The sequence below is a fragment of the Rhizobium moroccans genome (genome assembly GCF_057559155.1).
In genome coordinates this window covers 72,249-95,810 of record NZ_JBHFJG010000012.1, presented here as the reverse complement: position 1 = coordinate 95,810, position 23,562 = coordinate 72,249, and the positions used below count along the sequence as shown (strand labels likewise).

The 23,562-nt window shown below is 62.8% G+C and carries 24 protein-coding genes; 7 read left to right on the top strand and 17 right to left on the bottom strand.

Annotated features, from left to right (window positions below):
* Positions 1-121: 121 nt before the first annotated feature.
* Genes thrC through ACE04I_RS09430 form a run of 4 tightly spaced genes read left to right on the top strand, consistent with a single transcriptional unit; the run spans position 122 to position 6,393 of the window.
* Complete coding sequence (thrC, locus tag ACE04I_RS09445) at positions 122-1,528, top strand: threonine synthase (RefSeq protein ID WP_170986309.1); 1,407 nt, start codon at positions 122-124, stop codon at positions 1,526-1,528.
* A 28-nt stretch (positions 1,529-1,556) separates the two neighbouring features.
* The gene (locus ACE04I_RS09440; protein ID WP_046795927.1) at positions 1,557-2,855 is read left to right on the top strand and encodes a M16 family metallopeptidase; all 1,299 of its coding nucleotides are present in this window, start codon (positions 1,557-1,559) and stop codon (positions 2,853-2,855) included.
* Positions 2,856-2,875: 20 nt separating this feature from the next.
* Complete coding sequence (locus tag ACE04I_RS09435) at positions 2,876-3,487, top strand: GNAT family N-acetyltransferase (protein WP_046795928.1); 612 nt, start codon at positions 2,876-2,878, stop codon at positions 3,485-3,487.
* Positions 3,488-3,546: 59 nt separating this feature from the next.
* Complete coding sequence (locus tag ACE04I_RS09430) at positions 3,547-6,393, top strand: EAL domain-containing protein (RefSeq protein WP_245282141.1); 2,847 nt, start codon at positions 3,547-3,549, stop codon at positions 6,391-6,393.
* Between the two features lie 10 nt (positions 6,394-6,403).
* Here the strand turns inward: ACE04I_RS09430 and ACE04I_RS09425 are convergent, their stop codons facing one another.
* Positions 6,404-7,105: a winged helix-turn-helix transcriptional regulator gene (locus ACE04I_RS09425; protein ID WP_046795930.1), complete on the bottom strand. Its 702-nt coding sequence runs from the start codon at positions 7,103-7,105 to the stop codon at positions 6,404-6,406.
* Positions 7,106-7,306: 201 nt separating this feature from the next.
* On the opposite strand from ACE04I_RS09425, the gene ACE04I_RS09420 reads away from it, so the two are divergent.
* Entirely contained in the window at positions 7,307-8,458 is a 1,152-nt protein-coding gene (locus ACE04I_RS09420; protein WP_046795931.1) for an acyl-CoA dehydrogenase family protein, read from the top strand.
* Between the two features lie 47 nt (positions 8,459-8,505).
* Here ACE04I_RS09420 and ACE04I_RS09415 read toward each other — a convergent pair whose 3' ends face one another.
* From ACE04I_RS09415 to ACE04I_RS09405, 3 genes are all read right to left on the bottom strand, one after another.
* Positions 8,506-9,570 (bottom strand): zinc-binding metallopeptidase family protein, encoded by a 1,065-nt coding sequence (locus ACE04I_RS09415; protein WP_046795932.1) that lies wholly within the window; start codon positions 9,568-9,570, stop codon positions 8,506-8,508.
* A gap of 85 nt (positions 9,571-9,655) precedes the next feature.
* On the bottom strand, positions 9,656-9,847 hold the full coding sequence (locus tag ACE04I_RS09410) for a CsbD family protein (RefSeq protein ID WP_046795933.1): 192 nt from the start codon (positions 9,845-9,847) through the stop codon (positions 9,656-9,658).
* An 85-nt stretch (positions 9,848-9,932) separates the two neighbouring features.
* Positions 9,933-10,538, bottom strand: a complete 606-nt coding sequence (locus tag ACE04I_RS09405; RefSeq protein WP_046795934.1) for a YqgE/AlgH family protein — start codon at positions 10,536-10,538, stop codon at positions 9,933-9,935.
* Positions 10,539-10,699: 161 nt separating this feature from the next.
* Between ACE04I_RS09405 and ACE04I_RS09400 the strand changes: the two genes are divergently transcribed.
* Positions 10,700-11,560, top strand: coding sequence for a protein-disulfide reductase DsbD domain-containing protein (locus ACE04I_RS09400; protein ID WP_245282137.1), 861 nt, complete (start codon positions 10,700-10,702; stop codon positions 11,558-11,560).
* 106 nt (positions 11,561-11,666) lie between these two features.
* Complete coding sequence (locus tag ACE04I_RS09395) at positions 11,667-12,152, top strand: peroxiredoxin (RefSeq protein ID WP_046795935.1); 486 nt, start codon at positions 11,667-11,669, stop codon at positions 12,150-12,152.
* Between the two features lie 34 nt (positions 12,153-12,186).
* Here the strand turns inward: ACE04I_RS09395 and ACE04I_RS09390 are convergent, their stop codons facing one another.
* From ACE04I_RS09390 to coxB, 13 genes are all read right to left on the bottom strand, one after another.
* The gene (locus tag ACE04I_RS09390) at positions 12,187-12,495 is read right to left on the bottom strand and encodes a Dabb family protein (RefSeq protein ID WP_046795936.1); all 309 of its coding nucleotides are present in this window, start codon (positions 12,493-12,495) and stop codon (positions 12,187-12,189) included.
* A gap of 63 nt (positions 12,496-12,558) precedes the next feature.
* Positions 12,559-13,368: an endonuclease/exonuclease/phosphatase family protein gene (locus tag ACE04I_RS09385; RefSeq protein ID WP_046795937.1), complete on the bottom strand. Its 810-nt coding sequence runs from the start codon at positions 13,366-13,368 to the stop codon at positions 12,559-12,561.
* A 5-nt stretch (positions 13,369-13,373) separates the two neighbouring features.
* Positions 13,374-14,108, bottom strand: a complete 735-nt coding sequence (locus tag ACE04I_RS09380) for a class I SAM-dependent methyltransferase (protein ID WP_046795938.1) — start codon at positions 14,106-14,108, stop codon at positions 13,374-13,376.
* A 22-nt stretch (positions 14,109-14,130) separates the two neighbouring features.
* Positions 14,131-14,571 (bottom strand): ribonuclease HI, encoded by a 441-nt coding sequence (gene rnhA, locus ACE04I_RS09375; RefSeq protein ID WP_046795939.1) that lies wholly within the window; start codon positions 14,569-14,571, stop codon positions 14,131-14,133.
* Positions 14,568-15,548: a homoserine kinase gene (locus ACE04I_RS09370; RefSeq protein WP_046795940.1), complete on the bottom strand. Its 981-nt coding sequence runs from the start codon at positions 15,546-15,548 to the stop codon at positions 14,568-14,570. The genes rnhA and ACE04I_RS09370 overlap by 4 nt, the downstream gene beginning before the upstream one ends.
* Before the next feature lie 206 nt (positions 15,549-15,754).
* Positions 15,755-16,759, bottom strand: coding sequence for a 4-hydroxy-3-methylbut-2-enyl diphosphate reductase (ispH, locus tag ACE04I_RS09365; RefSeq protein WP_046795941.1), 1,005 nt, complete (start codon positions 16,757-16,759; stop codon positions 15,755-15,757).
* Positions 16,760-16,907: 148 nt separating this feature from the next.
* The gene (locus ACE04I_RS09360) at positions 16,908-17,696 is read right to left on the bottom strand and encodes an SURF1 family protein (protein WP_046795942.1); all 789 of its coding nucleotides are present in this window, start codon (positions 17,694-17,696) and stop codon (positions 16,908-16,910) included.
* 71 nt (positions 17,697-17,767) lie between these two features.
* Complete coding sequence (locus ACE04I_RS09355) at positions 17,768-18,643, bottom strand: cytochrome c oxidase subunit 3 (RefSeq protein WP_046795943.1); 876 nt, start codon at positions 18,641-18,643, stop codon at positions 17,768-17,770.
* A 53-nt stretch (positions 18,644-18,696) separates the two neighbouring features.
* On the bottom strand, positions 18,697-19,302 hold the full coding sequence (locus ACE04I_RS09350) for a cytochrome c oxidase assembly protein (protein ID WP_046795944.1): 606 nt from the start codon (positions 19,300-19,302) through the stop codon (positions 18,697-18,699).
* Between the two features lie 17 nt (positions 19,303-19,319).
* Positions 19,320-19,460, bottom strand: coding sequence for a hypothetical protein (locus ACE04I_RS09345; protein ID WP_156176988.1), 141 nt, complete (start codon positions 19,458-19,460; stop codon positions 19,320-19,322).
* On the bottom strand, positions 19,457-20,413 hold the full coding sequence (locus ACE04I_RS09340; RefSeq protein WP_046795945.1) for a heme o synthase: 957 nt from the start codon (positions 20,411-20,413) through the stop codon (positions 19,457-19,459). Before ACE04I_RS09340 ends, ACE04I_RS09345 begins: the two co-directional genes overlap by 4 nt.
* Positions 20,414-20,579: 166 nt before the next feature.
* On the bottom strand, positions 20,580-22,277 hold the full coding sequence (gene ctaD / locus ACE04I_RS09335) for a cytochrome c oxidase subunit I (protein WP_046795946.1): 1,698 nt from the start codon (positions 22,275-22,277) through the stop codon (positions 20,580-20,582).
* A 17-nt stretch (positions 22,278-22,294) separates the two neighbouring features.
* Entirely contained in the window at positions 22,295-23,182 is an 888-nt protein-coding gene (gene coxB, locus ACE04I_RS09330) for a cytochrome c oxidase subunit II (protein WP_137326666.1), read from the bottom strand.
* Positions 23,183-23,562 lie beyond the last annotated feature (380 nt).

Sequence of the window (23,562 nt, the reverse complement as noted above, 5' to 3'; positions counted from 1 at the left end):
CTCAACTCTCTTCACCTCTTCCCGTTGTTCCGCAGCAACCGGTCTGCGATCACGTTTTGTGGCCTTTCATGGCCAATTTTCCTGGTCTATACCAGCGGCGCGAAGAAAAATCGATTGGGGATTGAAGGTCGTGGACTACATTTCTACCCGGGGCGAAGCGCCCGCGCTCGGCTTCCGTGACGCGCTGCTGGCTGGACTCGCTCGCGACGGCGGCCTTTACGTGCCCCGCGAATGGCCGGCACTGACGAAGCGCGAGATCAGGGCGCTGCGGGGAAAACCCTATCAGGACGTGGCCTTCGAGATCCTGAAACATTTCGTGGGCGACGAGATCCCCGCCGACAAGCTGAAGGCGATGATCGACGAGGCCTATGCCACGTTCCGCCATCCGGCGGTGGTGCCACTCGTCCAGACGGGGTCCAACGATTTCGTGCTGGAACTCTTTCACGGCACGACGCTCGCCTTCAAGGACGTGGCGATGCAACTGCTCGCCCGGCTAATGGATTACGTGCTTGCCGAACGCGGCGAACGCGCGACCATCGTCGGAGCAACCTCCGGCGATACCGGCGGCGCTGCGATCGATGCCTTCGCCGGGCGGGACCGCACCGATATCTTCATCCTCTTCCCGCACGGCAAGGTCTCCCCCGTCCAGCAGCGGCAGATGACCACCTCGAACGCCACCAACGTGCATGCGCTTGCGGTCAGGGGCAATTTCGACGACTGCCAGAACCTCGTGAAGGAGATGTTCAACGACACCGCCTTCCGCGACCGGCTGAAGCTTTCCGGCGTGAACTCGATCAACTGGGCGCGCATCATGGCGCAGGTTGTCTATTACTTCACCGCCGCGGTTTCGCTCGGCGCACCGGACCGGAAAATCTCGTTCACCGTGCCCACCGGCAATTTCGGCGATATCTTCGCCGGATACGTCGCCAAGAAGATGGGGCTGCCGATCGACCGACTGGTGATCGCCACCAACGACAACGACATCCTCGCCCGGACGCTGAAGAGTGGACGGTACGAGATGAAGGGCGTCAAGGCGACCACATCGCCTTCCATGGACATCCAGATTTCCTCCAATTTCGAACGGCTGCTGTTCGAGGCCTATGGGCGCGACGCCTCCTCCATCCGCTCCGCCATGGCGGGCCTCAAGCAGTCCGGAGCCTTCGAAATCCAGCCGCCGGCGCTGAAAGCCATCAAGCGCGAATTCCGCGCCGGACGCGCCACCGAACGCCAGGTGGCGGCGACGATCCGGGAGACGCTTGAGGCGACCGGCTACCTCATCGATCCGCATACCGCGACCGGCGTTTTCGTCGCGAAAAAGAACTCAAGACCGTCCAGTCCGATGGTCACGCTGGCAACCGCGCACCCGGCCAAATTCCCCGCCGCGGTAAAATCCGCTTGCGGAATTGATCCCGCGCTTCCATCATGGCTCGCCGATCTGATGGACAGGGAGGAGCGCTTCAACGTCTTGGAACCGGACCTCAAGGCCGTCGAAAAATTCATCGGCGAGCATGCGCGGGCAAGGAACTGAGTATCGGCGGCGCCCGGAAAGACAGACTATGAATGTACAAATCACCCGGCTTTCCTCCGGGCTGACGGTAGTGACCGAGACGATGCCCCATCTGGAGAGCGTGGCGCTCGGGGTTTGGATCAAATCGGGGTCTCGCAACGAGACCGAAGAAGAACACGGTATCGCCCACCTCCTCGAGCACATGGCCTTCAAGGGCACCACCCGGCGAAGCGCCCGCGATATCGCCGAGGAGATCGAGAATGTCGGCGGCGAGCTGAATGCCGCCACCTCCACCGAAACCACCTCCTATTATGCCCGTGTGCTGAAGGATCATGTCCCGCTCGCGGTCGACATCCTCGCCGACATCCTGACGGAATCGGTCTTCGACGAGGAAGAGCTACGGCGTGAGAAACACGTCATCCTGCAGGAGATCGGCGCCGCCAACGACACGCCGGATGACGTGGTTTTCGACCGTTTCTCGGAGGTCGCCTATCGCGGCCAGACGATCGGCCGGCCCATTCTCGGCACGCCGGAAAAGGTGAAAAGCTTCACGCCGGACCAGATCCGCGGCTATCTCTCTCGCAATTACACGACCGATCGCATGTTCGTCGTCGGCGCCGGGGCTGTCGATCACGAGACCTTCTGCCGCCAGGTGGAGCAGGGCTTTGCAAAGCTGCCGCAAAGTGCGAGCGCGCCTCCGGTCTTCGATGCGGCCCGCTATATCGGCGGTGACGCAAGGGAAAGCCGCGACCTTATGGATGCCCAGCTCCTCCTCGGCTTCGAGGGCAAGGCCTACCATATGCGCGACTTCTATTGCTCGCAGATTCTCGCCAATATCCTGGGCGGCGGCATGTCCTCCCGCCTCTTTCAGGAGGTGCGCGAGCATCGCGGCCTCTGTTATTCGGTCTACGCCTTCCATTGGGGCTTTTCGGACACCGGCATCTTCGGCGTTCATGCGGCAACGAGCGGCGACGAGCTGCCGAACCTGGTGCCGGTCGTCATTGACGAATTGCGCAAGGCTTCCGACAGGATCGACAATCAGGAGATCGACCGCGCCCGCGCCCAGATCAGGGCGCAATTGCTGATGGGGCAGGAAAGCCCGGCGGCACGCGCCGGCCAGATGGCCCGGCAGATGATCCTTTACGGGCGCATCATCCCCAACCAGGAAATGATGGAGCGCCTCGAGGGAATTACGACAGAACGCCTGACCGATCTTGCCGGCCGGCTGTTTTTCGATACAGTTCCGACATTGTCGGCCGTGGGCCCCATCGAAAGGCTGGCACCCATGTCGGAAATCTCCGCTGCGCTTTCCTCGCCCGGGGCAAGGACGCAGAAAGCCGCAAGTTAAAGGGCGCCTGGAGCAAGGGCATGGCAAAATCGGTGTTTCGGTTCTTGTCGCGGCAGCCGGACACACCAGAGCTTTACGGCGAGAACCACATGCTGCGCCTGCCCCGCTATTCGGATTACAGGCAGTGGCATGCGCTCCGCTACGAGAGCCGTGCCTTTCTGCAGCCCTGGGAGCCGGTCTGGCGCAGCGACGACCTGACCGAAAGCTCGTTCCGCGCCCGCGTGATACGCTGCGGGCAGGAATTCAATTCCGGGCTTGCCGTTCCCCTTCTCCTCTTCCGCCGCCAGGACATGGAACTGCTGGGCGGTCTCACCATCGGCTATATCCGCCGGGGGGCGGCGCAAAGCTGCATGATCGGCTATTGGATGGGAGAGCGTCACGCCGGGCAAGGCCACATGCTTTCCGGCCTCAATCTGGCCATCCCCTACATCTACGGCGAACTTCAGTTGCACCGGATTGAGGCAGCCTGTATTCCGGAGAACTGGAAAAGTGTGCGGCTTCTTGAGAAGGCCGGTTTCGTGCGGGAAGGTCTTTTGCGGAAATATCTGAAGATTAACGGCGAGTGGCGCGATCACGTGATGTATTCCCGGCTGCCGGAGGATGGCGAATTCGGGAAGATGCTGAAATCATGAGTACCCGCCGCCTAGGTCTTGTCCTTCCGCTCCGCTGGCTCGCAGCGCTTCTTGCCCTGATGACGGTGACGGCCGTGCTCGGGGCGCACCCCGCACGGGCGGCCGAGCCGGTGAAGATTTCCCGTGACGATACGGCGCTCGATCTCACCGAGACGACCGACATCTACACCAACCAGGGAGAGGCCTTTCAGGTTTCGACGGCCGCCGGCGCCGACGGCATCCGCCGCCGCATCGAGGTACGGGCGAGTTCTCCCCGGCATCAGGGCGACTGGGCCGTCTTCGCGCTTGCCAACGTTTCCGAAGAACAGCTCGAACGCGTGATCGTGGCGCCGCATTTCCGGCTCGTGAATTCACAGCTTTTCTGGCCTGACCTCGGCTCGCAGCGCATCATCGCCATCACGCCTTCCGAAGGCTTCGCGCTCGACCGCGAGCCGAGCCCCGATGCGGACGTGTTCCGCATCACGCTCAATCCGGGCTCGGTCATCACCTTCGTTGCGGAACTCGCAACCCCGCAACTGCCGCAGATCTATCTGTGGGAGCCGGAAGCCTACAAGGACACGGTCAACGCGTTCACGCTCTATCGCGGTATCGTGCTCGGCATCGCCGGCCTGCTTGCGGTGTTCCTGACCATCCTTTTCGTGGTGAAGGGCACCTCCATGTTGCCAGCCGCGGCCGCGCTCGCCTGGGCGGTGCTCGCCTATATCTGCGTGGATTTCGGCTTCCTCGACAAGCTCATCACCATCACCTCCAGCGACCAGCGAATATGGCGCGCCTGCGCGGAAGTGGCGCTCGCCTCCTCACTGGTGATTTTCCTCTTCACCTATCTCAACCTCAACCGCTGGCACGTGCATCTCGGCTATGCCACGCTTGCCTGGATAGTGGGTCTGGTGCTGCTCTTCGGCGTGGCGATCTACGATCCCTCCATCGCTTCCGGCATCGCGCGGCTTTCCTTCGCGCTCACCTCGACGGCGGGCATCCTGCTCATCGTCTATCTCGGCTTCAACCGCTATGACCGCGCCATCCTGCTGGTGCCGACCTGGGGGTTGATCCTGGTCTGGCTGTTCGGCGCCTGGCTGACGGTGACGGGCCGCCTCGACAACGACATCATCCAGCCGGCGCTCGGCGGCGGCCTGGTGCTGATCGTGCTCCTGATCGGCTTCACGGTGATGCAGCACGCCTTTGCCGGCGGCGCCTACCAGCAGGGCCTGTTCTCCGATCTCGAGCGCCAGTCGTTGGCGCTGACCGGCAGCGGCGACACCGTGTGGGATTGGGACGTGGCGCGCGACCGCGTCGTCACCACGCCCGACATATCCACGCGCCTCGGGCTTTCGCCGGGCTCCATGCACGGACCGGTCCGCAACTGGCTGCCGCGCCTTCATCCAGACGATCGCGACCGCTTCCGCGCCACGCTCGATGTGCTGCTCGAACACCGGCGTGGCCGACTGAACCACGAATTCCGCATTCGCGCCGAGGACGGGCATTTCCACTGGCTGCAGATTCGCGCGCGGCCGGTGCTCGGCTCCGACGGCGAGATCATCCGTTGCGTCGGCACCGTCGTCGACATCACCGAGCAGAAGAACTCCGTCGAACGCCTGCTGCAGGATGCGGTGCACGACAACCTCACGGGCCTGCCGAACCGCCAGGTCTTCCTCGATCGGCTGCAGGCCGTGCTGACGCTGGCGCCGGGCGGCGACACCGTGCGGCCGACCGTGCTGTCGATCGACATCGACCGCTACAAGCAAGTGAACGATTCGCTCGGGATCGCGGCGGGCGACAACATCCTGATCGCGCTGACGCGCCGGCTCAGGCGTCTCCTCAAGCCGCAGGATACGCTCGCCCGCCTCAACGGCGACCAGTTCGGCCTCATCCTGGTTTCCGAACGCGATCCGGTGAAGGTGGCCGATTTTGCCGATGCGGTTTCCAAGGCGATCATGGTGCCGATCAATTTCGCGGGCCGCGAGATCATCCTGACGGCCTCGATCGGGCTCGCCTCCTGGGTGGACCAGCAGGAAAGCGCCGCCAGCCTGCTCGCCGACGCGGAGCTCGCCATGTACCGGGCCAAGCGCGCGGGCGGCAACCGGGTCGAGCCGTTCCGGCCGGCCTTCCGCTCCTCCGGAACCGACCGGCTGCAGATCGAGACGGACCTTCGCCGGGCGATCGAGCGCAAGGAACTTTCGCTGGCCTATCAGCCGATCATCCAGCTGAAGGACGGCGAGATCGCCGGCTTCGAGGCGCTGCTGCGCTGGGAGCATCCCAAACGCGGCAGCATTCCGCCCTCCGAATTCATCCCGATCGCGGAAATGTCGGACCTCATCGGGGAACTCGGCATGTTCGCGCTCGACCGCGCGGCGAACGACCTGATGGACTGGCAGCAGCATACGGGAGAGCTGCCGATCTTCGTTTCCGCCAACCTTTCCAGCGCCCAGCTTCTCAACGCCGAGCTCTACAACGACGTGCGCACGCTGCTCGCCAAGACGCAGGTCAATCCCGCGCAGCTCAAGCTGGAACTCACCGAATCGGTGATGATGGAAAACCCGGAACAGGCGCGCCTCGTGCTCGCGCGGCTGAAAGAGACGGGGCTCAGCCTCGCGCTCGACGATTTCGGCACCGGCTATTCCTCACTCGCCTATCTGACGCAGTTCCCCTTCGACACGATCAAGCTCGACAAGGCGCTCGTCGGCGATACCTCCGATAAACGGGCCGTGCTGCTGCGCTCGGTGATCGCCATGGCCCGCGCGCTGGAGATGACCGTGGTGGCGGAGGGCGTGGAAACCGACGAGGATGCGGCCGAGCTCGCCAAGATGGGCTGCCATTTCGCCCAGAGCTTCCTCTTCAGCCCGCCTGCGCCGGCCGATGCGGTGCTGCGTTTGCTGAAAGAGCGTTTTCCGCTGACCAAACGGGCCTGAGCGCAAGAGCTCAGGCCGCCGTGCTTGCCGCCTTCCCTTCGCGGGCGAAGGGGCTCAACCCAAGCCATTGCTGCATGGAGGCCGCAAGCACGGGATCGCCGTCAATTTCCAGACGCCCCTCCTCCACCTCGCTTCGCACGGTAGCGAGCCCCATCCAGATGGCCGTCATGGTGCGCAGCGAACACTCGACATAGAGATCCACCTCGAAACCGGGATCGGTCGAGCAGACATCCACGTCGCGCCCCTCCACGACCAGCCAGTATCTCTGCCGGGCGGAAGGCAGGTCCGGATAAAGGAACAGGATCGTGCAGCGCCCCGCGACCATGGGGTCCGGATCGAGGTGCCGGCGCATATCCCACATCAGAAGCGAAGGATCGAGCTTCCTCAGCGCGAGATCGCTTTCGACCCAATGCTGTCCCCAGAAACCCAGCGCCATCACCACTTCGCGCAGTTCCTCTCCCGCGGGCGTCAGGTGATATTCCATACTTCCGTCCGCGCTTCTGCGGCTTTCTATGATGCCCGCCTGGGTAAGCTCCTTGAGGCGTTTCGACAAAAGCGTCGGCGACATGCGCGGCACGCCGCGCCTCAGATCATTGAAGCGGCGGCTGCCGCAGAGAAGCTCTCTCAGGACAAGCGGCGTCCACCGGGTGCAGAACACCTCGGCAGCCATCGCGACGGGACAGAACTGGCCGTAGCTTGCAGTCATTTCCATGACGGCACCCTCCTCATTGGCCAAAGAAGAAATATAGACCCTCCGGCCCGCCTGCAAAATACACTTTATGTACCTTCCAGCCCGCAAACCTCCGCCACCAATAGTGGCAATAGCAGACGCGGCCGAAGTACACTTCCTGTACTTGAGGAGTATCCCACCCCCGCCGACAATCGCCTCCGTCTCAATGGGAGGAACATGACCATGTCAGCAGTCAGTGAACTTAATACCGGTCCGGCGGCGCTCGGCGTCGTCGCCATCGCCCGGTCGCTGGGGCCGAGCTTTGCGGCGCGGGCCGAGGCGGCGGATGACGGCGATGCCTTCGTCGCGGAAAACTATCAGATGCTCAAGGAATCCGGCCTTGTAGAAGCCGGTGTTCCGGCCGATCTCGGCGGCGGGGGCATCGAGATCGCAGAGCTTTGCGCGATGATCAAGGAGCTGGCTCATCATTGCGGCTCCACTGCGCTTGCCTTCTCCATGCATACCCATCAGGTCGCCATTCCCGCCTGGCGCTGGACGCACCAGCAGGCGGCACCTGTCATGCCGCTTCTCAAGCGGGTGGCCGCCGAAAGGCTGGTCCTGCTTTCCAGCGGCGGTTCCGATTGGATCAGGGGCTCCGGCAAGGCCGAGAAGGTCGAAGGCGGCTATCGGATCACGGCGCAGAAGATCTTCACCTCCGGTTCGCCCGCCGGCGACATCCTGATGACTGGCGCGGTTATCGAGGAGCCGGACGGAGCGAAGGTCCTGCACTTCGGCCTGCCGATGAAATCGCCGCATGTGCGGGTAGCCCCCACATGGAAGGCGATCGGCATGCGCGGCACCGGCTCCAACGACGTGATCGTGGAAGGGCACGTGGTTCCCGAGGAGGCGGTGGCACTGAAACGCAATCAAGGCGAATGGCACATGCTCTTCCACATCGTCTCGATGCTCGCCTTCCCGTTGATCTACGCCGCCTACCTGGGCGTGGCGGAAAGCGCCCGCGACATTGCGGTTGCCATTGCTAAGCAGCGGGCGCCGGACCCGCATGTCATAGCGCTTGCCGGTCAGATGGAAACGGAGCTCCGGGCAGCGCAATACGCCCATGCCGCCATGATTGCGACTGCCGAGCGCGGCAATCCCTCGCCGGAGACGACCAACGAAATCATGATCGGCCGCGGGCTTGTGGCACGCCACGCGATTTCGGCAACCGAACTCGCCATGGAAACGGCAGGCGGCTGCGCCTTCTATCGGGACAAGGGTCTGGAACGCCGTTTCCGGGATGTGCAGGGCGCACGCTACCATCCGATGAGGACCGGCCCGCAAAGCGACTTTGCCGGCCGGATCGCACTCGGGCTAGATACGAAGACGACGTTCTGACGTCTCGCGCCTCCGCATCCGCCGCAGCTCCCCGGGGAGCTGCGGCATCATCTATGCCGCGCCCGGATAAGGGCATGGATGAATTCGAGCTTCGCCACCACGGTCGGCGTGAGGATGAAGGGATAGAAATCCGGCACGCCCATCGAGCGATGGATACCGTTCAGGGCCAGGCTGAAGGGTATCCAGGCTGCGACGAGCTGCTCGGCATCGCGGGCGGCATAGGGATTGAAGACGACGACGGCGGCCAGATCCTCATGCCCGCGCGGCTCGATCGCCATGCCGTAGGACCGCGCGGTCTCCAGCGTATCGACGATATGCACGTAATGGGCAAAGCATTCGGCGAAATCCTCCCAGGGATGAGCGCTCGCATAGGCGCTGATCCAGTTTTCCTGCCAGCCCGCCGGCGGGCCGTTCTCATAGTGGCGCCTGAGCGCTGCACCGTAATCCTCGCGCTCGTCGCCGAACGCCAGCCGGAAGGGCTCCAGCCGATCGGCGTCGCGCACCAGCTTGTTCCAGATGTAGTGACCGATCTCGTGACGGAAATGGCCGAGCAGGGTTCGATAGGGCTCCTTCATCGAGACCCGCACCTCTTCGCGCGTGAGGTCGTCCGCCTCCGCCGCCCGGATGGCGATCACCCCATTTTCATGGCCGGTTCTGGCGGGGATGACGACGCCGTCCGCCCCGATCTCATCCACCAGGAAATCGAAGACGAGACCGCCTTGCGGATCTTCCTCCCGATCGGTCAGGGGCAGGTTCCAACGCAGGAGCGAGTAGAAGAGGTGCCGCTGGGCCTGGCCGATGCGGCGCCACTGGTTGAGCCCGGCTTCCGTGGAGGCATCGGGAACCAGCCGGTTGTGCCGGCAGGACGAGCAATAGGCATGCGGATCTTCCGCCGCGACCGTCCAATTGCAGATATCCATGGCTGCGTTGGCGCAAAGCCGAACCCTGTAGTCCGGCTGAGCGACCAGATGCCAGGTCCCGTCCCCATCCTCCCGCAGAGCATGCATGGCCAGCCGCTCCGGCACGAAGGCAAGACGATGGCCGCAGCTCACGCAGGAGCGGTTATCGAAGTGGACGGGTCGACCGCAGTGGTCGCAATCGTAAAGACGCATGCACAATTCCATTGAACGTTAACACAAGAAGACCCGCCCCGGCGGCCCTCGGAGCAGGTCTTTACGTCAAAAAGATGAGAGGCTGTCAGAGACGGTCGAGCGTGCTCTTGGCGGCATCCTTGACCTTGCCCTTGGCCTGCTGCGCATGTCCCTTAGCCTCCTGGGTTGCGCCCTTGGCGCGAAGGCTGTCCTTGCCCGTCGCAGCGCCCGCAGCCTGCTTCGCCTTGCCGGTCACTTCATTGGCCTTGCCGGCCAGTTTGTCCTTGGTGCTGCCCATTTCACATCTCCCTGTTTGCGGACGCTCATCGTCCGGAGCGCAGGAAACGCGGGGCGTGCTGTTCGGTTCCAGCCGGATTGCGCGCTCAGGCGTGGCCGGCTTCGCTGGACAGCATTTCCGGCGCGATGCCGAGGAGCGCCAGGGCCCGCTCGTACTTGCCCTCCAGCACACGGTCAAAGATGAGCTCTTCCGTAGCCGGGCAAGTGAGCCATCCGTTGCCGACAATTTCCGTCTCGAGCTGGCCTGGCCCCCAGCCGGCATAGCCGAGAAGCATGGTGGCGCGGGCAGGCCCCCTGCCCTCACCGATGGCGCGCACAATGTCGAGCGTGGCGGTCAGCGAAATCTCCTCGCTGACGGGAATGGAGGATTCGGAGAGGAAATCATCCGAATGCAGGACGAAACCGCGGCCGGTTTCCACGGGCCCCCCTGAGAGGATCGGAAAATCGCGGGTTTGATCCGGCAGCATGATGGCTTCGGTCTGATCGCAGAGCTTGAGATGCAGCAGGACATCCGTGAACGAGATGTTCTGGGGCCGGTTGATGATGAAACCCATGGCGCCGGCGAGCGAGTGAGCACAGATATAGACGACAGCGCGAGCGAAATCGCCGTCCTGCATGCCGGGCATGGCAATCAGGAATTGGCCATCCAGGAAGCCGCGCTCGTCCGTATCCTTCAAGCTCGACAAGGCCATCGCGCCTCCAGTCCGCTCTTCCACCCGGCTCGGGCGGAAGGCTTCAGAACAACAATAAAATGAAGATGGGGCAGAGTGCCTTCGCAATCAACCGAAAATGATCGCCTTCTCGGGCTCGTGACTGGCCCGCGACGGCCGGATCGGCTAAATGCATTGCCGGCATGAGAAGAATTTTAACCAATCGCCTATCTTCCCGATGGCGCTCGCTGACGCTTGCCGGCGCCCTGGCCGCTGGCGGGCTGCTCTACCACGTCCCAACGGCCAATGCCGAGATGACGCCATGGGCGCAGAACGAAGGCGGGCGGATGCGCATCATAGCGCTGCCGCCGGAGCCTAACGGCAAGGTGCGCGGGGCGCTGCAGATCGAGCCGAAGGCGGGCTGGATCACCTATTGGCGCGAGCCTGGCGACGCTGGAATCCCGCCCAAAATGGTCTTCTCGAAGGCCGGCGGCGTGACGCTCGACAGCATCTCCTACCCCGTGCCGAAACGCATCGACAGCGGCAAGCTGCGCGACATCGGCTACGATCAGGCCGTGACCTTTCCCTTCGAGCTCACGGTGAGCGATCCGGAAACGCCCGTCAGTCTCGGCGCCTCCGCATTCATCGGGCTGTGCCGCAACATCTGCATTCCCTTCCAGGCGGAATTCACGCTGGCGCTCGGCTCGGTCAAGGGCACGCCGGTGGAAGAGGCGATGATCCTCTCCCAAGCAGCCCTGACGCTGCCGGAGGCCCCTTCCGACGATTTTTCGGTCACCCATTACGCCGTGACGCAAAGCCGCGATCTCCTCAAGCTCACCCTGGAACTGCCGGCCGATGTTGAGAAAGCGCCCCAAGTCTTCGTCACCGGGCCGGAGGGACACGTGCTCTTCGACAGCCTCAACGGCGAGCGGAAAGGCAACAGCTATTCCCTCGACATGCCCATCGGAAAGCTGCCGGAAGATTACGAGATGAAGGGCCAGCGCTGGGGCATTCTGGTGATCGCCGGAAACCGCGCCATGGAGACCTCGCTCACCTTCGAATGACGGCCCGTTTTCTGCGGCCATCTTTCCTTGCCATCAATCCGGCTGGGTCTATAGTGCGCCGCGAAGGGGCGGGCCATCCCAACTTGCCCGAACGAAGGAGAGCACCATGACCATTGCCGTCGGCGACAAGCTGCCCGAAGCCAAATTCAAGGAAAAGACCGCCGAAGGTCCGGTCGAGGTCACCACGGAACAGCTCTTCAAGGGCAAGCGCGTGGTGCTGTTCGCCGTGCCGGGCGCATTCACGCCCACCTGTACGCTGAACCACCTGCCCGGCTACCTCGAAAACCGCGACACCATTCTCGCCCGCGGCGTCGACGACATCGCAGTGATCGCCGTCAACGACTGGCACGTGATGGGCGCCTGGGCCGAGCATACCGGCGGCTTCGGCAAGATCCATTTCCTCGCCGATTCCGACGGTGCCTTCACCAAGGCGGTCGGTCTCGATACGGATCTTTCCGGCGGCGGGCTCGGCGTTCGCTCCAAGCGCTATTCTATGCTGGTGGAAGACGGTGTGGTGAAGTCGCTCAACATCGAGGAAAGCCCCGGCCAGGCGACCGTCTCCAGCGCCGCCACGATGCTGGAGCAGATCTGATCCGACATTCGGGCGGGGCCGCGAGGCTCCGCCGTCACACCGCCAGATCGAAAACCAGCAGGCCGGCGAGCCCTCCGTCGGTCGCGCTGACGATGCGCTCTCCGACCGCCATATGATCCGGATGCTCCAGATAGGCGTCACGGGCCTCCGGGCTCTCGAAGGTCACCACGAATCCATCCACGAAACCGCCGTTCAACCCTTCCGGTGAGATATTCGGTCCGTATTTCACGTCGAGCATGCCGGGAACGACCTGTTTCAAGGCCGCGACGGCATCGTAGAGAGCCTGCTTGTCGGCCGCCTGCATGGATGCCTTGAAGCGAAGAAACACGCAATGAAGGATCATAGTCCCAGCCTCCCGATCTTTTGGCGGCAGAATAGTGGCTGACGGCGCAAGCGCAACTGGGGATCAGGCGATTTCCAGAAGCAGTGCGCGGTGATCCGAGACCTCGGGTTCGGCGACCACCTCGAAGCAGGCAATCCCGATATCGGGCGTGGTCAGCAGGTAATCCGCATACCGGCCGTCCTTCGCATACCAGGAGGTGCGCGTATCGGTGAAGCCGCGCGTGGTGACGAGTTCCGTTAGGCCGAGCTCGCCGAGGATCGGAAACGTTTCGCTATCCGGCAGCACATTGAAATCGCCGCAGACGACCAGGCCCTCGCCCGGCTGCCAGACCTGCCGGACGAGCTTCACCAGCGCACGCGCCTGAGCAAGACGCGCCGGAGTATCGCCCTTGCCGGCGGGATCGCGCAGGCCATGAAGCTGGACGACTGTCATCGCCCTGTTCAGCCCATAGCTGAAGACGCGGACGCCGTGGGCATTGCGCGAGCGGGGGTGATCTCCCCAGCCATCCGCCGAGAACGCGCCGTGGATGAAGCCGAGCGCCTGGCCGATGACCGAATGCGATTTCCTGACGAAGGTGGCGAGCCCGAATTCGGAGGCAACCACCTCGTCGCCGTCGAAAAGATCGCCACGGGCGACCGGCGCGAAGAAGGCTTCGTAATCGGGAAGCGCCGCCCGCACCTCCTCGAACAGATTGGCGCGCTGCGGCAGCACCAGCGATCCGTCGCGATAGGCGAGCCATTCGGCCCCGCGCGACGGGGTGCGCGTCACCTCCTGCAGGCAGATCACATCCGCATCGACCTTCGGCAGATAGCGCATCAGCGGCTCGTGGACGCGGCCGCCCCAGGCGTTCAGGGAGAGGATGCGGAACGACATCGGTGCTAATCCGGCAGGTGCGCGGAGAGGATCATCATCATCGGCCGATCCATCTCCTCCTCAAAGGCGGGATTTGCGGCAAGCTGCTCCGGCGAAGGATGCCATTCCACCAGCCTATCAAGCACGAAGCCGGCATCGATCAGCGTATTGATCGTGGTGCCGAGCGTGCGATGATATTTGATGACGCCTTTGGCGAGCCAATCGGTGGTGCGCTTGCCTTCCACGGAATAGCCATCGACCGGCCAGATCCTGCGGCCGGCCTCGTCCGTCCGGAAACCCGGCTGGGTGGGCGCCATGTAGATCGGATGCTCGATGGTGAAGACGAAGCTTCCGCCGGGCACCAGCGCGCGCTCAACCTTCCGAACCATGCGCCCGAAATCCTCCAGATAGTGGAAGGCGAGCGAGCTGTAGACGAGGTCGAAGGCGGCCCCGGGCAGCTCGACATGCTCCAGATCGGCGATCTCGTAACGAACCGCGGGATCGCTGGTTTCCGCCCGCGCCCTGTCGATCATGTTCTGCGAGAGATCAAGGCCGAGCACGGAGGCGGCTCCCTCGCCTGCCGCGAACCGGCAGAACCAGCCGAAACCGCAGCCGAGGTCGAGGACGCGCAGGCCCTTCAGCGCGGGCAGTTGCGCCTGGATGGAAGGCCATTCCGGCGCACCCGCCAGCCCATGCACCGAGCGGGGAAGCTGGCTATAGCCTTCGAAGAATTCCGGCTTGTCGTAGATATTCTGCGCCATGTTCTTCTGCTCCCTTGATCGCTTACCTTTTCTTGAACGGCGCCATGCCGAGGCGGGCAAGCTCGTCGGCCCGCTCGTTTTCCGGATGTCCGGCATGGCCCTTGACCCAATGCAGGGTCACCTTGTGCTTATTACGCGCTTCCTCGAGCTGCTGCCAGAGTTCGGCATTCTTCACCGGCTTCTTGTCGGCCGTCTTCCAGCCGTTCTTCTTCCAGCCGAAGATCCATTTGGATATGCCGTCCTTCACGTAAGCGCTGTCCGTATAGAGATCGACCTCGCAAGCGGCTTTGAGCGCGTTCAGCGCCTGGATCGCCGCCATCAGCTCCATGCGGTTGTTGGTCGTTTCAGCCTCGCCGCCGAACATCTCCTTCTCCGCCTCGCCATAGCGCAGGATGGCGCCCCAGCCGCCGGGGCCGGGATTGCCGGAGCAGGCGCCGTCGGTGAAAATCTCGACATGCTTCATGATCCGGCCATCTCCGGCGCCAGCCCGTATTCCGCGCTGGACGCGATCTGGCGGTGAAAGCGCAGCTTGCGCAGATATTCCAGCGGGTCCTTCTTGACCACCAGCGCGCCGGCGGGCGTCGTCAGCCAGTCATAGAGGCGGGTCAAGAAGAAGCGCAGCGCCGAGCCACGGGAGAGTGCCGGAAGGGCGGCAATCTCGGCTTCGGACAATGGCCGCACGCTGCAATAGCCTTCCAGCAGGGCCGAGCCCTTGGTGATGTTGTAGGAACCGTCCTTCTCGAAGCACCAGGCATTCAGGCAGATCGAGACGTCATAGGCGAGCAGGTCGTTGCAGGCGAAGTAGAAGTCGATCAGGCCGGAGAGCCGGTCGCCCAGGAAGAAGACGTTGTCCTGGAAAAGATCGGCATGGATGACGCCCGCCGGCAGATCCTTCGGCCAGTTCGCCGCCAGAAAATCCAGTTCGGCCGCGATCTCTTCCTGCAGACCAGGCTCGACCTCGTCGGCCCGCTCGGCGGACTTCGCCCAAAGCGCCTTCCAGCCCTCGAGCGAAAGCGCATTCGGCCGCTCGATCGTGAAATCGGCGCCAGCGAGATGCATTCCGGCAAGCGCCTTGCCGACCTCACGGCAATGCTTCGCCTCCGGCTTCCTCAGCCACATGCCTTCCAAGAAGGAGATGAGCGCCGCCGGACGACCGGAAAGCTCACCGAGAAGCGCCCCATCCCGGCGCGGCAGAGGCAGCGGACAGGAAAGGCCCTTCGAGGCAAGGTGCTGCATCAGACCGAGGAAGAACGGCAGATCCGCCTTCTCCACGCGCTTCTCGTAAAGCGTCAGGATCAGCGGATCGCGGGTGGTGTGCAGCAGGAAGTTGGAGTTCTCAACGCCCTCGGCAATTCCCTTATAGGAGGTAAGCTCACCGACATCGTATTCGGTGAGGAAGCGCTTGAGGTCGTCTTCGGTGATATCGGTGTAAACGGCCACGTTATTCTCTTAAATTTCAAAGGTAGAATTCGGAAGCGTCGCCCGGCCCTGCGCTATGGCTCCGGGCGTTCGTCCTTCGGAGTGTTTCCGAATTGCTCCGCTACCTTCGCCGCCTCGTCCGGCCCTTCGCTATAGCTCCGGGCGTTCGTCGCTGAAATCGATTCACTGGATCGATTTCTCCGGCTTCGCCGGACCGCTCCTCACCCTCACCCATTGACCCAGGCCATGTCTTCCCGGGTCAGCGGAACGCCGCGAAGTTCCCGGTTGACCAGGAAGTTCTCGTTCTCCTCGGCCGTGATCGCCAGCTCCACCCGCGCATCGAAGCACTCGCGGAAGGCGTCGATGATCTCGTCGACGATCACTTCCGGCGCGGAGGCTCCGGCGGATATGCCGAGCGTGCCGATATCGCCGATCTCGTTCCAATCGAGCTCGGAAGCGCGCTGCACGAGAAGCGACCGCTTGGCGCCGGCGCGCAACGCGACCTCCACCAGCCGCTTGGAATTGGAAGAATTCGGAGCGCCGACGACGATGAAGAGATCGCAGCCGGGAGCAGCCGCCTTCACCGCCTCCTGGCGGTTCGTCGTCGCATAGCAGATCGAATCGGCGGCCGGCGCCTGGATATTCGGAAACCGCTCCTGCAGCTTGGCAATGACGCCAGCGGTATCATCGACCGAAAGGGTCGTCTGGGTGACGAAGCCGAGAGTGTCCGGATCGGCCGGCTGGTAGGCCTCGGCATCCTCGACGGTCTCGACCAGCGAGACCGCGCCTTCCGGCAACTGCCCCATCGTGCCTATCACCTCCGGATGACCGGCATGGCCGATCAGAACGACGTGGCGGCCGAGCCGCTGGTGGCGCATGGCCTGCTTGTGGACCTTGGAGACCAGCGGGCATGTGGCATCGAGATAGAAGAGATTGCGGGTCTGCGCATCCTCGGGCACGGATTTCGGCACGCCATGGGCAGAGAACACGACCGGCTGCTCCCGGTGTTCGTCCGGAATTTCATCGAGCTCCTCGACGAAGATCGCGCCCTTGGCCTCCAGCCCTTCGACCACATAGCGGTTGTGGACGATCTCATGGCGGACATAGACCGGGGCGCCATAGGCCTTCAGCGCCAGCACGACGATCTGGATGGCGCGATCGACCCCTGCGCAGAAGCCCCGCGGGCCGCAAAGCCTTATCGTGAGCGCCGGTTTGGTGACCTGAATGTTCATTCCCGTTCCGTCGTTAACCGCCGAAGCGTGTTACGCTTCGTTTTCCCTAGCGCATGTCGTGATCGGAAAACCGGTTCCCACTTTTCCGCGACATGCGTCAGGCTCCATATAGGCGAGCCAATCCGGCCCCGCCAAGGAAAATGTTTGCTCAAAGCTCCGCGCCGCCGGAGCGCCTGCGCTTCCACCAGACGCCGAAGACGACCGCGAGAAGCGCCGCCGCCAGCCCGTACCAGGTCACCGCATATTGAAGGTGGTTGTTCGGCAGGTCGAACTGGGTGACACCGCCCTCAGGCCAGCCGCCGGGGCTTTTCACCGAGGCATCCGCATCCACGAAGAAAGGCAGGACCTTGCCGGCGCCGAGGCCGGCGCTCGATGTCATGAGATCGAGATCCTTCCAGTAGAAGATGTTCTTGGCCGTATCATTATCCGGAACCAGCGAGGACGGCTTTTCGGAAAGCCGCCCACGCGCATATCCCGTAAGGGTCACTTCACCCGCGACTTCGCCATCCGCACGCGTCGAAGGCTCCTTCATCTCATAGGGCACGAAGCCGCGGTTGACGAACAGCACGCGGCCATCGGCGAGCGTCATCGGGGTGTAGACGTAGAAGCCGGTGCGGCCCTCATGCGTGGCGAAGAAGTGCCGCTCGCGCGAATGGTCGAAACTGCCGGTCACCGAAACGGTGCGATATTCGATATCTCCGCCGGCTTTGGCAATCTCCTCGATCTCCGCCACCGTGACCGGCGGGGCGGTGCGGCGCTCGGCGATATCGGCAAGCAGCCTCTCCTTCCAGTGAAGGCGCTGCACCTGCCAGGTGCCGAGCGAAAGGAGGATCGCCAGCGCGAGGATGACCACGCCAACCGTCGCGACGGATTTCCACCGGCTCGCGGGCACGCTCGCGCCGCCGTCCTTTGCGTTTGCCATATCCTTCACGGCCATATCGTCATCCCAATTCCCGAAAGCAGAAAGGGCGGCCCAAAGCCGCCCTCCCGATACCTTTAAATTCCCGTTCAGTGGGCGATCGGAGCGCCCCAGCCACCCCAGATGTAGATGGAGAAGAACAGGAAGAGCCAGACCACGTCGACGAAGTGCCAGTACCAGGCGGCAGCCTCGAAGCCGAAGTGATGGGTCGGCGTGAAGCCGCCGCGAATGGCGCGCAGCAGGCAGACGGCCAGGAAGATCGTGCCGATCAGCACGTGGAAGCCGTGGAAGCCTGTCGCCATGAAGAAGGTCGCGCCATAGATCGAGTTGGAGAACTCGAAGGGCGCATGCGCATATTCGTAAGCCTGCACGAAGGAGAACAGGACGCCGAGAGCCACGGTGAGCGCAAGGCCGTTGACCAGGCCCTTGCGGTCGTTGTGCAGCAGGGCGTGGTGAGCCCAGGTCACGCAGGTGCCGGAAAGCAGCAGGATGACGGTGTTGTAGAGCGGCAGGTGCCAGGGATCGAGCACTTCGATGCCTTGAGGCGGCCACTGGCCGCCGGTCGCCTGAACGCGCGAGGCCTGGATCGCCTCGTTGGTGAAGAGGCTCGCATCGAAGAAGGCCCAGAACCAGGCGACGAAGAACATCACCTCGGAGGCGATGAACATGATCATGCCATAGCGCAGATGCAGCGATACCACGCGGGTATGATGCCCCTCGCGGCCTTCCTTGATGGTGTCCGTCCACCAGCCGATCATCGTGTAGAGGATGATCGCCAGGCCCATGTAGAACAGCCACGGATTGGCCATGTTCACGCCGAACAGGTTGAACTGCCCGCCATGCAGGTAGCGCATGTAGCCGACACCGCCGAAGGTGATGATGAAGGCGCCGACCGAGGCCAGAAGCGGCCACGGGCTCGGATCGATGATATGGTAGTCGTGATTTTTCTGATGCGCTTCGGCCATGTCAGAATCCCCGATGAATGCCTGCTCCGCCGGAAACCGGCGAACCCTCTACTCTAAAGTTTCCCGTCTCCCCCCTTACCCTTTTCCGGCAGCGCGGCCACAGGTTTGGACGGCTCGCTGGGGTAGAAGGTATAGGAAAGCGTGATCGTCTTGATGTTTTTCGTCTCTTCCGCCTTGGTGATCTCCGGGTCCACGAAGAACAGCACCGGCATTTCCAGTGTTTCGCCCGGCTGCAGCGTCGTTTCCGTGAAGCAGAAGCACTGCACCTTGTTGAAATAGGCGCCGGCTTCCATGGGCGTCACGTTGAAGACGGCCGTGCCGGTGGTCGGATTGGGCGAGCGGTTGGTGGCGGTGAAATTGACCTGCACAGTCTCGCCGATCTTCGGCTCGATCGCCTGCGCCGCCTTGAAATCCCAGTTCAGGCCACTCGACGTGTTCGCATCGAAGGTGACGCGCATGGTCTGGTCGAGGATCGTATCGGAAAACTGCTCGACGCGCTGGGTCGTGCCGTTATAGCCGGTGACCTGGCAGAACAGCCGGTAGAGCGGCACGGCGGCATAGGCCGCACCCACCATGGCCGCCACGAAGACGACGCAAGCCGCCAGGATCGCGCCGTTGCCGACCTGCTTTCTGCCGTTGCCTTGAGCCATTTCCGCCATGTCCGCCTCCTGTCCCGTCAGTTCCCGAGCCCGCCGATCTTCACCAGCGTAATGACATAGAAAAGCACGACGAGCGCCGCGAGCACGACGCCGAGCGCGACATTGCGGTTGCGCCGCGACTTTCTCTGAGCGTCGTTGAGCTTGACGGTATCGATCATAGCGTACCTCCCGCGAGGTTCAGAAGCCCTCCGGCCAGCCGATCGACCAGAAGAGCGGAGAAGATCGCGAACAGGTAGAAGACCGAATAGGCGAACATCTTCTTTGCCGCGATCATCTTCTCGTCGCCGTCTGGCATGCGCCGGACGGCGATGGAACAGTAGATGAAGATGGCGCCGAGCACGGCGGCGAAAGCACCGTATGCCCAACCCGCAAGCCCCGTAACGGCGGGTGCGACGGCGGTCAGCGCGGTCAGCACCGCATAGGCGAGGATCTGGTTCTTCGTGGATGCCTCGCCGGCGACGTTCGGCATCATGGGAATGCCGACCGAGCCGTAATCGCGCATCTTGAAGAGCGCCAGCGCCCAGAAATGCGCGGGCGTCCACAGGAAGATGATGAGGAACAGCAGCACGCTGTCGAAGGAGACGCCGCCCGTCACGCAGGCCCAGCCGATCATTGGCGGAAAGGCGCCGGAAGCACCGCCGATGACGATGTTCTGCGGCGTCGAGCGCTTCAGCCACATCGTATAGACGACGGCATAGAAGAAGATGGTGAAGGCTAGCAGGCCGGCTGCGAACCAGTTCACCGCAAGGCCGAGAATGACGACCGAGAAGACCGAGAGCGTGAGGCCGAAGGCGAGCGCTTCCTGCGGCAGGATGCGGCCGGCCGGGATGGGGCGCTTGGCGGTACGGCTCATGACGGCGTCGATATCGGCGTCATACCACATGTTCAGCGCGCCGGAGGCCCCTGCCCCCACCGCGATGCAGAGAATGGAGATGAAGCCGAGCACCGGATTGATGTGACCGGGCGCCAGGACCAGGCCGGCAAACGCCGTAAAGACCACGAGCGACATCACGCGCGGCTTCAAAAGCTCGAAGAAATCACGCGCACCGGCTTCCGACAGGCGCGAACCCGCTTCGGTGCCGAGTACCTCGTGATTGTCGATGACCGTCATTGATCCATCCTGCTACACGTCCTAGAGCATTTCCGGTGAAACGGTCGCCTGAAATGCTCTATCTCTTTTTTTAAGCAATTCCGGACGGAAAACCGGTTCCCACTTTTCCTGGAATTGCTTCAGGGCATCGCGGGTGCCGCGACGCCCTCTTTCGATGAACCGCCGCTTACTTGATGCGCGGCAGTTGTTCCCACTGGTGGAACGGCGGCGGCGAAGAAAGCTGCCATTCCAGCGTACTCGCACCCTCGCCCCACGGATTGTCGCCCGCGACGCGCTTCTTGGCGAAAGCTTCCCACACACAGTAGAGGAAGATCAGGACGCCGACGAAGGAGATGTAGGAGCCGATGGAGGACACGTAGTTCCAGCCGGCGAATGCATCCGGGTAGTCGATGTAGCGGCGCGGCATGCCGGCAAGGCCGAGGAAGTGCTGCGGGAAGAACACGAGGTTCACGCCGATGAACATCACCCAGAAATGCAGGTTGCCGAGGGTTTCGGAATACATGTAGCCGCTCATCTTCGGGAACCAGTAGTACCAGGCCGCGAAGATGGCGAAGACCGCGCCGAGCGACAGAACGTAGTGGAAGTGAGCCACCACGTAGTAGGTGTCATGCAGCGAGCGGTCGAGGCCGGCATTGGCGAGCTGAACGCCCGTGACGCCGCCGACGGTGAACAGGAAGATGAAGCCGATCGCCCAGATCATCGGGGTGCGGAAGGAGAGCGAACCGCCCCACATCGTCGCGATCCACGAGAAGATCTTGATGCCGGTCGGAACGGCGATGACCATCGTGGCGAAGACGAAATAGCGCTGCGCATCGAGCGACAGGCCGACCGTGTACATGTGGTGGGCCCAGACGATGAAGCCGACGGCGCCGATCGCGACCATGGCATAGGCCATGCCGAGATAGCCGAAGACCGGCTTCCTCGAGAAGGTCGATACGATGTGGCTGACGATGCCGAAGCCCGGCAGGATCAGAATGTAGACTTCCGGGTGACCGAAGAACCAGAACAGGTGCTGGTAGAGGATCGGGTCGCCGCCGCCTTCCGGCGCGAAGAAGGTCGTGCCGAAGTTGCGGTCGGTCAGAAGCATGGTGATGGCGCCTGCAAGCACCGGCAGCGAGAGCAGGAGCAGGAAGGCGGTGACCAGCACGGACCAGGCGAAGAGCGGCATCTTGTGCAGCGTCATGCCCGGAGCGCGCATGTTCAGGATCGTGGTGATGAAGTTGATCGCGCCGAGGATCGAGGAAGCACCCGAAACGTGCAGTGCGAAGATCGCCAGATCCACCGCGGGACCCGGCATGCCGGTCGACGAGAACGGCGGATAGAGCGTCCAACCACCGCCGACACCGTAAGCGCCCGCCGGACCTTCGACGAACATCGAGAGGATCAGCAGCAGGAACGCGGGCGGCAGGAGCCAGAACGAAATGTTGTTGAGGCGCGGGAAAGCCATGTCCGGCGCGCCGATCATGATCGGGATCATCCAGTTGGCGAAACCGCCGATGAGAGCCGGCATGACCATGAAGAAGATCATCACCAGCGCGTGCGCGGTGGTGAAGACGTTGAACATGTGCTTGCCGCCGTCGATCGCGGCGTCACCCTGGAAGCCGTAGACCATCGCCGCCAGACCATGGAAGATCTGGATGCCGGGCTCCTGCAACTCCATGCGCATGGCGACCGACATGAGGCCGCCGACGATGCCGGCCATGATGGCGAACATCAGATAGAGCGTGCCAATGTCCTTATGGTTTGTCGACTTGAACCAGCGATCGAAAAAGCTCAGCTTGTGATCGTGGTGGTCATGGGCATGCGCATCATCGTGAGAGGTGCGGGCATGAGCGTGATCGTCGTGAGCGGAATGTCCAGCCATTGTCCTCACTCCTCTTATTACTTGGATTCGGTTTCGGCGACGAGAACGGCCGGCTTGCCGCCGTCGACCGAAGCCATCAGAGCGCGGTTCGCGGCAGGCACGTCGGATGCAGCCGTCGCGAGCCAGGTCGCATACTGCTCATCCGAAACGACGCGGATCGCGATCGGCATGAAGGCATGGTCTTTGCCGCAGAGTTCGGAACACTGGCCGTAGTAGAGGCCTTCCTTCTCGGCATGGAACCAGGTCTCGTTCAGACGGCCGGGAACGGCGTCGATCTTGAGGCCGAAGGCCGGCATCGCGAAAGCGTGAATGACATCGGTCGGAGCCGCGGTCACGAGCAGGCGGACCGTCTTGTTGACCGGCACGACCATTTCGTTGTCGACGGCGAGAAGGCGCGGATAGGCGGAGCGGTCCTCCTTGCCGGCGGCGGCGCGGTCTTCGTCCTTCAGCAGATAGGAATCGAAGGAGACCGGATTTTCGCCACCTTCGTACTCGTAGCTCCAGAGCCACTGGGTCGCGGTCGCCTTGATCGTCAGATCGGGATTCTGCGGGATCTGAAGCTGGGCGTTGAGAAGGTTGAAGGAAGGAATGGCGAGAAAGAAGAGAATCAGGACCGGACCGATGGTCCAGACGATCTCGATCATCGTGTTGTGGCTCGTGCGCGAGGGAACCGGGTTGGCGCTCGCGCGGAACTTCAGCACCACGTAGATAAGCAGCGCGAGGACCAGCAAGGTGACGGGAACGATGAACCAGAGCGTATATTGCTCGAACCAGCGGATTTCCCGCATGATCGGCGTCGCCGCCTGCTGCAGACCCATCTGCCAGTCCACAGGCTTGTCCGCCGCTGCGGCGGACGCAAAGAGCAGACAGATGAGCCCCGTCATCACTGCATAAGCTCTGTTCATCGCTATTTTCTCCCCATGCGTTTGATCTCGATCAATCGAACGCAGAATCCAAGGTATATAATCCTGCTTCAATCACAGTTTTCCGGCCGCCGCAATATCTGCCCCGACATGCCCGTGCGGCATTTTTGCGCTCCCTCCACCCTGCGGCGGAAGCAGCACGCGGGCGCCTTTTACTCCTATCCGCGGCAGGACGAAACCGTCTTCGGGTCCCATTTTCGCCGCACTCGACTGGAATGAGAGCGGGGCTTTCATTTCCGCTGCGGAGCGACAAAATAGCCGCACTGATTCGCCAGCCAGAGGTTTCCATGCGTCGTTTCCTGCTTCTCAGCGCCTGTCTTGCCGCCGCGGTTACGGCAGCATCGCCGTTTTCGGCGCTCGCC